The organism is Priestia megaterium NBRC 15308 = ATCC 14581 (assembly GCF_000832985.1).
Taxonomy (GTDB): Bacteria; Bacillota; Bacilli; order Bacillales; family Bacillaceae_H; genus Priestia; species Priestia megaterium.
On record NZ_CP009920.1, the window covers coordinates 2,922,776 to 2,936,810 of the forward strand.

A 14,035-nucleotide genomic window follows, 5' to 3' on the forward strand; every position below is an offset into this window, starting at 1 on the left:
ATTTGGGATAAAGTTCTAAAAAAACAAAATAAAGGGGATTAGGCAGCTGTGAAAAAAATGAATGTTTTGGCTTTAGCTTTTGTACTTACGCTAGTATTAGCGGCTTGCAACAATTCTAAGGAAACGGGAGGATCCACGTCGGCTAAAAATAAGGCGATTGAAGCATCCATTGACAGCGCTTCTTACATTTTAGTAGATAGTGATGAAGGAGCTACAAGTGAAGAAAAAGGGCTGTTGAAAGTTGATTTAAAAGTGAAAAATGTCTCCAAAAACAGTATATCTTTATCGGATTACGACGGTGTGTATTTATACGAAGGAGATGAACAGCTGTCTCCAAAAACGGGAGTGAACAGTCGTGAGCTTGGACTAGAAAGCAGTGCATCTGACAAGATTGGCGCTGGAAAACAAAAAAAATTAACGTTTGTCTTTGAAGTCAAAAAAGATAAAAAGTACAAAATTGGGCTTCAGCCAAAATCATCTGATTATGATGAAGAAATTGACGAAGTGACATTAACACTGGATACGAAAAAATACGCGAAAAGCTATAATAAACTGCAAGATCCAGAAAAAGCTCTGCAAGCTTATACAGAAGTCCTTTACTTAAACAAAGAAAACGTAGACTATGATAAATATGTAACAGCAGACAAAACAGCTGTCATAGAAGAACAGAAAAAAGCGTTTAATGAGGAATTAAAAGGTGCGTTTTCTAACAGTTTAACCGACAAAGCAAAAAAAGATTTTTTTAACATGTATAAAGATGTTTTAAAAGAAAAAGCAAGCGTGAAAACAAATGTGATTGCGAATGCAAATAATAAAGCCGTAGTAGAAGTGGAGTACACTACTCTTAATTTATCAGACTTATATTCATACGTATCGCAGCTTAAGCGAGCATATACAGATGAAACGAAAGATTACGATACAGAACACTCTGAAGAGTTTGCGGCTTCTAAATTCAAAGATATTGTAAATGAATTAGAAACGAAAGAAGGAAGGCGTCCCCTACGAATTTTTATGGTGAAAGAAGATGGGAAATGGACTGTAAAGTCAAGTGACCTATACAGTGATTCGTTAGGTAAAACGTTTGGATCAAGCTATATTCGGTAGACAAAAAAGAGAAGAATTTTTCTTCTCTTTTTTGTTTTCTGTAAATAAATCAACGAGTTTTTGTAAAGCTAAATTTATCAAAATATGCTAGTATAGGTTCATTCATTCTTTTATTCTTATTATGATAGGCATCAATGGAGGTTCTTACTAATGAAAGCAAATTATTGTAAAGATACAAAGGCCGTTCGAACGAGCCGCATTTTTCCTAATGATATTAATAATCACAATACGTTATTTGGCGGAAAGTTAATGAGTGATATTGATATGATTGCGTCCATTTCAGCTTATCGTCACAGTCGTACAGAGTGTGTAACAGCTTCAGCAGACTCTATTCATTTTCTGCACCCTATTACGCCTCAGGATTCTGTATGTTTGGAGTCATACGTATCATGGACAGGTCGCTCATCCATGGAAGTGTTTGTGAAAGTGATTAAAGAAAATTTAAAAACCGGGGAGCGTCAAATTGCAGCCACATCATTTTTAACTTTTGTGGCAATGGATGATGATGGAAAGCCCCGTGCAGTACCGGAGCTTATTCCAGAAACAGAAGAAGAAAAATACCTGTTTCAAACGGGGGCAGATCGCGCTGCCACGCGTAAACAAGTGCGTAAAAAAAGCAATGAACTAGCCTCGGTATTGGATTTAGGACAACCTTGGTAGCATAAAAGAGAGGCCGAGACAAAAGTATTTTAGCTCAAATGAAAAACGAACCAGTGATCAACATGTTTGATTAGTGGTTCGTTTTTTTTGTTATGGTGAACGTAGGTTTCATCTGTTTCGTTCCTTCTAGCAGTTGATTGGAGGGCAAGAGGAAGACTAAGGGGGAAAAGGGAAAGAGACGAGGAGGCTCATCGGCGGCCAGCGGAAAGCAAAGTCTTGCACAGTAATCAACTGCGGTGTCACAAGCGGTTCAGCTTATGTATCCCATTTGTTCGCCTTTAGATTGGATTCATTTAGTTATGTCTTAACCTTTCTTTTATATTTGATGAATCTCCTCTCCTGAACGAGAGGAGGAAATAAAATTATATGAAATTTATTTTCGTTCATGGTAATATGAATTTAATATAATTTTCTAAAAAGTTTAAAAAGTACAATATTTATGAAGAAAGGTGTCGTGTCTAATGGTAACAGTAGAAGCAGCAGAAAGACAAAACAGCAGCACTGCCCTGCGCCGTGATGTTAAGTTTCTCGGTCAATTGTTAGGGAAAGTTCTGGTTCACCAAGGTGGAGAAGAACTGCTCAGCAAAGTAGAAAAAATACGCGAAGTAGCAAAATCACTTAGAGAAAACAAAGATGAAGTTATCTATAAAGAAATAAAAAATGAAATCGTTACTCTTGAACAGCCGATGCGCGAGCAGGTTATTCGGGCGTTTGCAGTTTATTTTCATTTAGTTAATATTGCAGAGCAAAATCATCGAATTCGTCGCAGACGCGAATATCAGCAGCAAGAAGATTCTATTATGCAGCCGGGCTCATTGGAAAGTGCCGTTGTTTCGCTTAAAAATAATGGCGTGGCGCCAGACGTAATTGCTAACTTGCTTCAAACTCTATCCCTAGAGCTCATCATCACTGCTCATCCAACAGAAGCCACTAGACGAAGTGTCCTTGATATTCATAAACGAATGGCTGAGCTTCTAAAAAACTTGGATAATCCAACGTTAACAAAACGTGAACGTACGGAAATTGAAGAAAGACTGTTTAGCGAAGTATTGATTTTATGGCAAACAAATGAACTGCGAGATCGCAAGCCGACGGTAATGGATGAAGTATCCAATGGATTATATTATTTTGATGAAACGTTATTTGAAGTGCTTCCTCAACTTCATCAGGAGTTGGAAAATTCATTGCAGGAGAATTACCCCGAAGAAAATTGGAAGGTGCCTAATATTCTTCGATTTGGTTCATGGATTGGCGGAGACCGAGATGGAAATCCAAACGTAACTCCTAAAGTAACGTGGCAAACGCTTGTCAAACAAAGGAAGTTAGCTATTCGTAAATATAAAGAGTCACTTACTCAATTGAGACAAAGGTTAAGTCAGTCTACAAAAAGAGTCGCAGTTTCAGATAATCTTCTTGATTCTATTAATCAAGAAATATCGCTGCTGCCTGAGAAAAAGCGATGGAGAATCAAACACGAAGTATATCGCTGCAAGCTTACGATTATGCTTCATAAATTAAATTTAGTTGGAGAATCGGAAGCAGGTTATCAAAGGTCGGAAGAACTTCTACATGATTTATTTCTAATCAAAGATAGCCTGCAAAAGCACCAGCCTCAGGATTATCAGTTAAAAAGCTTATGTAAATTAATTCGCCAAGTTGAGCTGTTTGGTTTTCATTTAGCAACGCTTGATATCCGTAATCACAGCGGGGAACATGAAGCGGCAATCAAAGAAATTTTCCATGCTGTTTCTTTAGCTGAAGATTATTCAGCGTTAACGGAAGAGAAAAAAGTCGAGCTGCTAGGGAAAGTTCTTCAAGACCCAAGACCTGTGATATCGTTTGTAGAGAATTACTCTAAAGAAACGCAGCAAGTAATTGAAGTATTTAACATGATACATCGAGCACATAAAGAATTTGGAGAAAGATCTATTGAAGTCTACTTAATCAGTATGACGCAGTCTGCAAGTGACTTGTTAGAAGTCATGGTACTCGCCAAAGAAGCGGGTATTTACCGCCTTCATGCAGATGGCCGCATTGAAAGTAAGTTAAATATAGCTCCGCTGCTTGAAACGATTGATGATCTCACAGCGGGTCCTAAAATCATGGAACAGCTATTTCAATTAGATTTTTATCGTGAGCACTTAAGGAAACAGCAGGATTTGCAGGAAATTATGCTTGGCTACTCAGATGGAAGCAAAGATGGAGGAACGCTTACTGCTAATTGGAAGCTCTACAAAGCGCAGCAGGAAATTCATGATATGGCGAAGAAGTATCAAGTTCGTCTGAAGTTTTTCCATGGTCGAGGCGGCTCACTAGGTCGAGGCGGTGGTCCGTTAAACCGAAGCATTTTATCTCAGCCTGTTGAGACGCTAGGAGACGGTGTGAAAATTACAGAGCAAGGAGAAGTTCTTTCTTCTAGATACGCTTTATATGACATTGCTTACCGAAGCCTTGAACAAGCGGTCTCAGCTCTTCTTACAGCGGCAGCAAATGTTTCTCAAGAAGCTGAACAATGTGATATTCGTACACATGAATGGGAAGAAACAATGGACGAGATTTCAACTGCTTCTTTACGTAAGTATCAAGAGCTTGTTTTCAAAGATCCAGACTTTTTAACGTATTTTAAACAAGCTACACCTCTTCCTGAGCTGGGGGCTTTAAATATTGGGTCACGTCCAATGAGTCGAAAAGGAAGTGATCGCTTTGAAGACTTGCGAGCCATTCCGTGGGTATTTGCATGGACTCAAAGCAGACAGCTGCTTCCAGCCTGGTACGCTGCAGGTACGGGCTTACAGCATTTAGTAGAGAAATCCGGAGATATACAGCTTCTTCAGCAAATGTATAAAGAATGGCCATTCTTCCGCTCGACCGTCGATAATCTGCAAATGGCCTTAACAAAAGCAGATTTAATGGCAGCAAAAGAATACACGGAAATGGTACAAGACCCGGCTATTTCAGAGCGGATTTTTACCGCCATTAAAAAAGAATATAATCTCACAAAAGAAATGATTCTTCAAATCACAGGTCAAAAAGAATTAATGGATCATCTTCCTACGATTAAAGAATCTATTAAATTACGAAATCCGTATGTGGACCCTCTAACATTCTTACAAGTTAAGGTCATTTCCAAGCTGCGTGAAGATGAGGCTGGAACGTTAAATGAAGAACTTTTAAAAGAAGCGTTATTAACGATTAACGGCATTGCAGCAGGGTTGCGTAACACAGGCTGATGATATCAAAAGACACCTCAAGAAAATAAAAGAGGTGTCTTTTGTTTATTCTTCTCACATAAAGAACTGTCTGTCAGTTCCCTCTCTTTTAAAGAGAACTTCCGCCTGCGAAATAGGCATTGAGAAAAATCAATGATAGAATAGAGAAAGGATGGAAATATTCTACAAATGGGTGCGAGTGACGGGATAACTAGATTGAATATGGAGGACGAGGACAATGGTAAAAAATTCGCAAATCTTCATTGAAGATGACTCCGAGAATTCTATATTTATTGGACTGGAATTTTGTGAGTATACACAAAAGATGAATCCTACTTGTTTGTCCAAACAGCATATAAATGTGTTTATTCATCCAGAAGAACTCACCGTGGAATTTAAGAAAACAAAAAGTGATAGAACTATCGACGATTTTCATCTCATGCATATCGTTCCGGTTCATTGCTTTAATTATTTATTATGTTCGATTTCGCAAGGTATTGTTACAGATGTTCAGCTGAAAGCGGTTGGTCATCAGGGAGAAACGTTGTTTGAAGAAAGTCTTACATTGAAGTTTCATGAAAAAGCGACGGATTATGAAGAAACCCTCTCATTTTTCAAGCATTTAAATCAAGAAATACAAAAGCAGACGAAAAAATATACAGCCAGTTATATGAGCTCATAATAAAGCAAGCTGCGGTTTTTAAAACCGCAGCTTTTATTCGTTTAACCGAAAAAATTATGTTAGAGATGCTTACAAATCAAGAGATTTTTCAGTGGGAAATTGATAAAGTAAAACTAAGAGAAATCAGTGGACAGAAAAGCTTTTAGCGGCTGGCCGCTCTTTATTCAATATATAAGGGTTAGGTTTTAAGGTTAAAAAATAGCGATGAATACGTATGGTCATTGTAGATGAAGTGCTAAGGTCGCTCTATCTGCAATCATGTAGAATCTTCGCGCGCTTATAGTCTGTTTTACGGAACGAAAAAGCTGCGGAATTAGAAGCACTCCTTCTATTTCTGCGGTTTTTTTTATAAACAAGAAATAAATTTACTTATTGTACGGAGGCGATGCAGATGATTAAAGATTTAGTATTGGCTAAGGAATGGCTGCCTGCAGCTTATTCACATGATTTAACAGATCAGCCCTTGCAAGTAACGATTTTAGAAGAGCGAGTTGTACTTTTTCGCACAACTAATGCTATTAAAGCATTTAAGGATTTGTGCATCCACCGCGGTGCAGCGTTATCTCTTGGAAAAGTGGTAGATGATTGCATTGTATGCCCTTATCACGGATGGAAATACGATGATGCCGGGGCTTGTGTGAAAATTCCTCAACAGCCGCCGGGAAGAGCTATTCCTTCAAAAGCAAAAGCACAGGTGTATGACTGCGTTGAAAAGTACGGGATTATATGGGTGAAGATGAACAGCGAGGCAGGTGATACTCCTCTTCCCCTGTATGATGAACATCTTAACTCCGGATTCAAAACGGTTTGCGCCAGCCCTCATACTCTGCAGGCAGCAGCTCCTCGTGTCGTAGAAAACTTTCTAGATGTAAGCCATTTGGCTTTTGTTCACGAAGGAAGCCTGGGGCACTCTGACTACGCCGAAATTCCTGATTATAAGGTGCATTGGAAAGATAACCGATACGTTTCTGATGAAATCGCTGTGTACGCAGATGCAGATGGCACGGGTAACTTTACGACTATTTATTACACCTTTGAAATTCTTCGTCCTACCGTTGCAAGGTTGAAAAAAGTGAACCACGAAACGGGTGAAATCTTTTCAATGCTGTTTGCGGTTTTACCTGAAGAGGAAAGAAAGTCCACCGTGTTTGCGCTGGTTTCTAGAAACTATTCGTTTGATGCACCTGATCAATATTTCCGCGATTTTCAGCAGCTTATTATTGAACAAGATACCAGTATTGTGGAAAGTCAAAAACCAGAAGAGCTGCCGCTTGACTTACAAGCAGAGCTTCATTTGAATCCGGACCGACTGAGTATTGCGTATAGAAGATGGCTCGGCGATTTAGGAGTAACCTTTGGAAGTGATATAGGATCAAGGTTAAAAAAAGCTGCTCAATAAAAAAAGAAGAAAGGAGTCTCCTTTCTTTTTTTATGCATGCTCACGGATAAGCTGCTGATAACTATTAAAAAGGGTAGGATATGTTAATTGGCTTAAAATGACGCAGGAAAGCGTAGCAGACGCTAGAATAGTAAAAACGATAAGCAGCTGGAATTTGACAGCTTGTATCGGATCTGCCCCTCCAATAATCTGGCCTGTCATCATACCCGGAAGCTGAACGAGTCCAATTGTTTTTTGACTTTCTACAGTAGGAATCATGCTAGCTTTGATTGCGGCATTTAAAATACTATGAATAGCTTGTTTAGGAGTGCCGCCAAGCGCCAGAATCAATTGAATTTCGTCTCGTCTTCTATTTACTTCAGCATCTAACCGATTTAAAAATAAATTGGCCAAAATCATCGAATTTCCAATAATCATACCGCTGACGGGAATGATATATCGCGGAGTAGCAGGGATAATATGTAGTCCGAGCATAACGCATTGGGTCAGGATTTCTACAATAAAAAGAGTGACAAATACACGAAAGAAAGCTTTAAATCCCTGCTTTTTTTTCTTTACAACATTTTGGGAAGCGACCGTCAGCATAACGAATAAAATGAGAATAATAAACGCAGGGTGATTCGCGTCAAAAATAAACGATAAAACATATCCGATCACTAACAGCTGAACGGCTGCTCGAATACTGGCAATGATAATATCTTTTTCGAGTCCTATACGAAAAGATTTTGATAAAAAAAGAGCAATAAAAACAAAAACGATTGTAAAAATCAGTGAAAGTGAACTCATAGAAAGGCTCCTTCAATAAATTGTTTTGTTTCAGCTTTTACAGGAGTATGAAAAAAGGTCTCCGTCTTCGCTTTTTCTACAATCACTCCGTTCATTAAAAGCCAGACTTCCTCTCCTAAACGTTTCGCTTGATCTAAATTATGGGTAACCCAAATAATCGTTTTATTCCGCTCTTTATGTAAATGAGAAATAAGCTGCTCAATTTCATGAGCAGAAGTGGCATCCAAAGCGGAAGTGATTTCGTCTAAAAGTAAAAGGTCAGATCCGTTCGACAGCGTGCGGGCTAATGATAATCTTTGTCTTTGACCACCGGATAAATCTCTTGCATCCTGCTCTAACAAGTCAGGTGAAAGACCCGTTAAGGCACAGAGTTCTTCAGGCATAATATCCTGCTTGCCATGGAGTTTTTGAACAAGCATCATGTTATCTCGCACTGTTCCATCAATAACAGGAGCTGATTGAAAAGCAATGCCCACTTTTTTTCGTAAATCAGAAATAGTCCATTTGCTAATGTCTTTTCCATATACTTCAATACTTCCTTCATCAGGTGCAGAAAGTAAATTGCACATGGAAAGAAGGGTGCTTTTTCCCGATCCTGATGGTCCTACCATCATGACGAGCGAGCCTTGCATTACTGTACCCGATATGCCTTTTAAAACACTATGTTCTTTATCCTTAAATGTTTTATGAACGTCTGTAAATGTAATAGCAGGTATTGAATTGAACGTGTTCATAGTAACTCCTTTTTCATTCGTTTTGTTTATTGTAGCATAAGCGAAAGTATAAAAAGTTATTGGATGATATAAAAAAAGCTGTGAAAAATCACAGCTTTTAAACAGTTGTATTCACTTTTTGGCTGGCTTTTAAGGCATAATCTAAATCTTCAAGAAGGTCGTCGATTGCTTCTGTTCCAACCGATAAACGAATAAGTTCTGGCGTCACACCCGAAGCTTTTTGTTCGTCTTTAGATAGCTGTTGATGAGTAGTGCTTGCCGGGTGAATAATGAGTGATTTAGAGTCGCCGATATTGGCTAAATGAGAAAATAACTGAACCGAATCAATTAACTTAGCCGCAGCGTTTTTTCCTCCCCTTACACCAAAGGTTAAAATTGCTCCTTGCCCTTTAGGCAAGTATTTTTGTGCCAAAGAATAGGAAGGGTGGGAAGGAAGCCCCGCATAATTTACCCATTGTACTAATTCATGCTGCTCTAAAAATTTTGCTACCTTTAATGCGTTTTCGCTGTGACGCTCTAATCGCAGGTGGAGTGTTTCTACCCCTTGAAGGAGTAAAAAGGAATTAAAAGGTGATAAAGCAGCTCCAATATCTCGTAAAAGCTGAACGCGCGCTTTTGTAATATAAGCAGCTTCACCGGCAGCTTCTGTGTATACAAGGCCATGGTAACTTGGATCTGGAGTTGTTAAGTCTGGAAATTTCCCGCTCGCTTCCCAATCAAATTCTCCACTGTCTACGATAACACCCCCAATTGCTGTTCCATGTCCTCCAAGAAACTTAGTAGCAGAATGAACGACAATATCTGCTCCGAAATCGATGGGACGAAGAAGGTAAGGGCTTGGAACCGTATTATCAATAATAAGAGGAATTCCATGCTCATGGGCAATGTCTGCAACTGCCTCGATGTCTAGCACATTTCCCTGCGGGTTTCCAACGGATTCAGCATAAATTGCCTTTGTTTTGGAAGTGATTGCATTTCTAAAATTTTCTGGATTATCAGCGTTTACAAATTTGACGGTAATGCCCAGTTTAGGAAGCGTAGACGAAAAGAGGTTATATGTTCCTCCATATAAACTGCTTGCTGATACAATTTCATCTCCTGTGGAAGCGATATTCAAAATGGAAAAGGTAGTAGCTGACTGACCCGAAGCTACTCCTAGAGCACCTACTCCGCCTTCTAACTCAGCAATTCGCTGTTCAAAAACGTCCGTAGTAGGGTTTACAATTCGAGTGTAGATGTAGCCTTGTTCACTTAAATTAAATAAAGATGCAGCATGCTCCGTATCTTTAAACCCAAATGAGCTTGTTTGATAAATAGGTACCGCACGCGAAAAAGTAGCCGGGTCAAGCTGTTGGCCAGAATGGATGGCTTGTGTTTCAGGACGAAATGGTTTCTTAGTAGACATTGAAACTCCTCCTTAAATATAAAACTTATAAAAAACATAGGAATAATAAACTTTAATCATAATATACGAATTCTATTGAATGATGTCAAATGATAGTTTGAATATTTAGAAAATATAAATAAGATTAATACTGTCATTCAGCATTAAGATATCTCTTTAATTTCTAAAAATACCATAAAAAATATAAAATGTAATAAAAATGTAAATTAATTTGTATAATTATGTTAGAATATTAGGTGTTTGAGAGTTTCTTAGAAAGAGTCGATTTTGCTAGAAAACTTTAAAAAACAGCAAAAGACGGGTCTTAAGAGCTAATAACGAAACAATATAAAAGGAGTTTGATTATGAGCACAGAAGTTAACGTATCTTCGGAAGTCCAAGAGAAAGGAAAGCCCTCTATTTTTGGTTTTATTACGAGTCCAGTTGTACAGTTTGAGAAAATGAAAAGCAGCCCGGTCATTTGGGGACCTCTTTTACTTATCCTCATCTTAACAGCTGCAACAACGATTCTAGCCGTCTATACCCCTCAGGCAAAAGAAGCATTACAGCAGCAAAAAGAAGCTGGCATTGAAGTGAATTCAACATTTAGTATGATCGGCGGAACGGTTGGAGGAGTGATTGCAATAGTTGCTACACTGGCATTCACGAGTTTAATTTTGTTTTTAATTGCAAAGTTAGGGACTGGAAAAACAACTTACCGCCAAATGTTTAGCTTAAATTTGTTTGTTACGTTCATCACAGCAATCGGTCAGCTAATTAATACGGGAGTAGCTGCACTAGCACATACTTCAGCTAATGTGACTTCGTTAAATGGAATGGTTGATGCGAAAGGTGCTATGGGAGGAGTATTTACTTCCATTGAAATCTTTTCTATCTGGGGACTTATTCTGACAGCAGTAGGACTACAAAAAGTGGCAAATGTATCAAAAGCTGCTTCTATTATTACAGTGATTATTTTATTCATCTTAGGAGCCGCTATTTCAGGAGTTGGAGGAGCTGCTTCAGAAGCGCTTAAAGGAGCAGGATTGTAAATGAAAAAAGGAATAATTATTACAGCTGTAGCAGTTGTTATTGTGGCGGTTATTGGAATTAACGTATATCGTGCACAAAGTGTAAGTGGGAAAGCAATCAATGTTCACGTAGCAAATATAAAGGAAAAAAAGTTAAGAAATACAGTTATGGTTCCCGGTACGTTAAAGCTTGCTGATGAGCAATATGTCTATTTTGATGCTGAAAAAGGCGAGGTTGAACGATTTCACGTAACAGAAGGATCTCGTGTCCAGCAGGGAACCTCTCTTGTAACATACGAAAGCGATACGCTTGATTTAGAGCAAGAACAAAATAAGCTAGAAAAAAAATCCAGTCAGCTGCAAATTGACTCAGTAAGCAAACAGCTTTCTAATTTAAATAAAAAACAAAAAGAATTGGAAAAAGAAATGAGTAAGCAAGAAGCGAGAGATCAAATCGATACAGAACGTACGCAGCTCAATCTCGATTTAGAAACGGCTAAAATTGATTTAGAACGAAACAAACTAGAAGCCAAATCAATTGCTAAAAAAGAACGTAATTTAGACGTAGCGAGTGATATTAATGGGACGGTGCTAGAAGTAGATAAAGAAGCGGTTAATAACACAAGTGACGTTCAAAAACCGCTTATACATATTGGTAATACCGATGAATACTTAGCTACTGGTGTGCTGTCTGAGTACGATGCATTAAAAATTAAAACCGGTCAAGCTGTCAAAATTACATCAGATGTGCTGCCTGATAAAGAATGGGCAGGGAGCGTTAAACAAATTGACTATCTACCTCAGCAGCAGGCATCAGCAGAAGCGGGCAATGATGGGGCTAATCAATATCCAGTTGAAGTAAAAGTAGATGACCAAGATATCACGATGATTAAGCCGGGATTTAAGCTGCTGCTTGAAATTGAAACAAGCAGTAAAAAAGCTTCATCACTGCCGATAAAAGCAGTTGTAAATGAAGACGGAGAAAAATATGTATATGTGGTGAAAGATAAAAAGGCGGTTCGTAAGGAAGTAAAGATTGGAGAAACAACAAATAAATTTAGTGAAATCAAAAGCGGCGTATCTTCTAAAGACAAAGTCATTACAAATCCTACAAAGAACTTAACTGACGGTGCGGAAGTGACTGTTCAATGATCGAGCTTGTGAATATTCATAAAAGTTATCATCTTGGCAAAGAGGAAGTGCCAATTTTAAAAGATATTAATTTGAAGATTTATGACGGTGAATTTGTTGCGATTATGGGACCTTCTGGCTCTGGTAAATCAACGCTAATGAACATTATCGGATGTTTAGACCGTTCGTCTTCAGGGTCCTATTTATTAAATGAACAAGAAATCTCCACTTATAGTGATGAGCAGCTTGCAAAAGTAAGAAATATTCATATCGGTTTTGTTTTTCAGCAATTTCAGCTGTTGCCGCGTTTAACAGCGGTAGAAAACGTAGAGCTTCCAATGGTATATGCCGGTGTAACGCGTAAGGAAAGACGAGCCAGAGCAGAAGCTGCGCTTGAAAAAGTAGGGCTGAGTGAGCGGATGAAACATTTACCGAGCGAGCTATCAGGAGGGCAAAAGCAGCGCGTTGCTATTGCTCGTTCTATTGTTAACAATCCGACGCTTATTTTAGCAGATGAACCAACAGGAGCTCTAGATACAAAAACAAGTGCTGATATTATGGAGCAATTTTCTCAGCTTAATGCAGATGGCACAACGGTTGTAGTCATTACCCATGAACCTGAAGTGGCAGAATACACATCGCGTACAGTTATCGTTCGTGACGGTAAAGTGCTAAGTCATAGCGATAAGGAGAACGATAGCTTATGAGTTTGATAGAAAATATTCGCATGGCTCTCTCTTCGGTTCTTGCTCATAAAATGCGCTCTATTTTAACGATGCTTGGTATTATCATTGGCGTAGCGGCTGTTATTATCGTTGTAGCCATTGGTCAGGGCGGAGAACAGATGATTAAGTCGGAAATAACAGGAGCAAGCAATACAGTTGATGTATACTATCAGCCTCCTGAAGACGAGATGCAAGCTGATGACCTTTCAATGACGGGTGAGCCTATCTTTACAGAGGATGATATTAAAGCTCTTTCGACTATTCCCGGAGTGAAGAATGTGGTGGCTTCTAGTTCAATGGGAATGGGGATAAGATATAGAGACAAGGAATCTGATACGACTGTTAATGCTATTAACGAAGGCTATATTGAAGTTAATCAGCTGGAAGTTTCAAAAGGAAGAATGTTAGACAGCTCTGACTTTTTATCAGGTAATCGAGTAGGTGTTATCACAAGCGATATGAAAAAAGAGCTATTTGATAAAAAAGAAGCCCTTGGACAAGTAGTATGGGTGCAAGGCCAGCCTATCAAAATTATTGGTGTCACAAAAAAGGCAACGGGCTTTTTAGCATTTGAAATACCAACCATTTATATTCCGAATAATACGTATAAATCAAGCTTCGGTAAGCTCGATTACACAAACCTTAGTGTTCAAGCAAAAAGCTCTGATCAACTAAAAAAAGTAGGGAATGACGCAACGGATTTGTTAAATAATTTGCATGATGCGGAAGACGCTTACCAAGTGCAGAACTTAGAAGAAATAGCAGATAGCATTGGAAATGTAACGCGGATTATGACAACGATTATTGGATCGATTGCAGGCATTTCCCTGCTTGTTGGCGGGATTGGCGTTATGAACATTATGCTGGTTTCTGTAACGGAACGTACAAGAGAAATTGGTATTCGTAAAGCGTTGGGAGCATCTAAAAGACAAATTCTAACTCAGTTTTTGATTGAATCCATTACCCTCACGTTAATTGGTGGTTTGCTTGGAATTGGCCTCGGCGCGGGCGGGGCAGCTCTTGTTTCATTATTTGCTGGCTGGCCGTCATTAATTTCGTGGCAAGTAGTACTTGGAGGAGTGTTGTTCTCCATGACGATTGGCATTGTATTCGGCATGCTTCCTGCAAACAAAGCGGCGAAGCTAGATCCAATCGAAGCATTAAGATATGAATAAAGACATGCGTTCGCA

Annotated in this window: 12 protein-coding genes; 9 read left to right on the forward strand and 3 right to left on the reverse strand. The window is 38.8% G+C overall.

Annotation, left to right across the window (positions count from 1 at the left end):
* Positions 1–57: 57 nt before the first annotated feature.
* The 5 genes from BG04_RS15530 to BG04_RS15550 all read left to right on the forward strand — a co-directional run bounded on the left by BG04_RS15530 (position 58) and on the right by BG04_RS15550 (position 7,054).
* Positions 58–1,104 carry a DUF5105 domain-containing protein gene (locus BG04_RS15530; protein WP_211186080.1) on the forward strand — a complete coding sequence of 349 codons (1,047 nt, stop codon included), beginning with the start codon at positions 58–60 and terminating at the stop codon, positions 1,102–1,104.
* 150 nt (positions 1,105–1,254) lie between these two features.
* Positions 1,255–1,764, forward strand: coding sequence for an acyl-CoA thioesterase (locus BG04_RS15535; RefSeq protein ID WP_013055518.1), 510 nt, complete (start codon positions 1,255–1,257; stop codon positions 1,762–1,764).
* Positions 1,765–2,225: 461 nt separating this feature from the next.
* Entirely contained in the window at positions 2,226–4,994 is a 2,769-nt protein-coding gene (gene ppc / locus BG04_RS15540; RefSeq protein ID WP_016763122.1) for a phosphoenolpyruvate carboxylase, read from the forward strand.
* A gap of 217 nt (positions 4,995–5,211) precedes the next feature.
* Positions 5,212–5,655, forward strand: coding sequence for a hypothetical protein (locus tag BG04_RS15545; protein WP_016763123.1), 444 nt, complete (start codon positions 5,212–5,214; stop codon positions 5,653–5,655).
* Positions 5,656–6,046: 391 nt separating this feature from the next.
* A complete protein-coding gene (locus BG04_RS15550; RefSeq protein WP_034654223.1) occupies positions 6,047–7,054 on the forward strand; it encodes an aromatic ring-hydroxylating dioxygenase subunit alpha in 1,008 nt (335 codons plus the stop codon).
* A gap of 30 nt (positions 7,055–7,084) precedes the next feature.
* On the opposite strand, the gene BG04_RS15555 is transcribed toward BG04_RS15550, so the two are convergent.
* The 3 genes from BG04_RS15555 to BG04_RS15565 form a co-directional block, all read right to left on the reverse strand.
* Complete coding sequence (locus BG04_RS15555; RefSeq protein ID WP_034654221.1) at positions 7,085–7,840, reverse strand: ABC transporter permease; 756 nt, start codon at positions 7,838–7,840, stop codon at positions 7,085–7,087.
* A complete protein-coding gene (locus BG04_RS15560) occupies positions 7,837–8,574 on the reverse strand; it encodes an ABC transporter ATP-binding protein (RefSeq protein WP_034654219.1) in 738 nt (245 codons plus the stop codon). The genes BG04_RS15555 and BG04_RS15560 overlap by 4 nt, the downstream gene beginning before the upstream one ends.
* Positions 8,575–8,671: 97 nt before the next feature.
* Complete coding sequence (locus BG04_RS15565) at positions 8,672–9,979, reverse strand: homocysteine synthase (RefSeq protein ID WP_034654217.1); 1,308 nt, start codon at positions 9,977–9,979, stop codon at positions 8,672–8,674.
* 344 nt (positions 9,980–10,323) lie between these two features.
* On the opposite strand from BG04_RS15565, the gene yknW reads away from it, so the two are divergent.
* Genes yknW through BG04_RS15585 form a run of 4 tightly spaced genes read left to right on the forward strand, consistent with a single transcriptional unit; the run spans position 10,324 to position 14,020 of the window.
* Entirely contained in the window at positions 10,324–11,010 is a 687-nt protein-coding gene (yknW, locus tag BG04_RS15570; protein ID WP_034654215.1) for a YknW family membrane protein, read from the forward strand.
* Complete coding sequence (locus BG04_RS15575; RefSeq protein ID WP_034654212.1) at positions 11,011–12,141, forward strand: efflux RND transporter periplasmic adaptor subunit; 1,131 nt, start codon at positions 11,011–11,013, stop codon at positions 12,139–12,141. It abuts the gene before it with no gap.
* Positions 12,138–12,827 (forward strand): ABC transporter ATP-binding protein, encoded by a 690-nt coding sequence (locus BG04_RS15580; RefSeq protein WP_013081850.1) that lies wholly within the window; start codon positions 12,138–12,140, stop codon positions 12,825–12,827. The genes BG04_RS15575 and BG04_RS15580 overlap by 4 nt, the downstream gene beginning before the upstream one ends.
* Positions 12,824–14,020, forward strand: coding sequence for an ABC transporter permease (locus tag BG04_RS15585; RefSeq protein ID WP_016763129.1), 1,197 nt, complete (start codon positions 12,824–12,826; stop codon positions 14,018–14,020). The genes BG04_RS15580 and BG04_RS15585 overlap by 4 nt, the downstream gene beginning before the upstream one ends.
* Positions 14,021–14,035 lie beyond the last annotated feature (15 nt).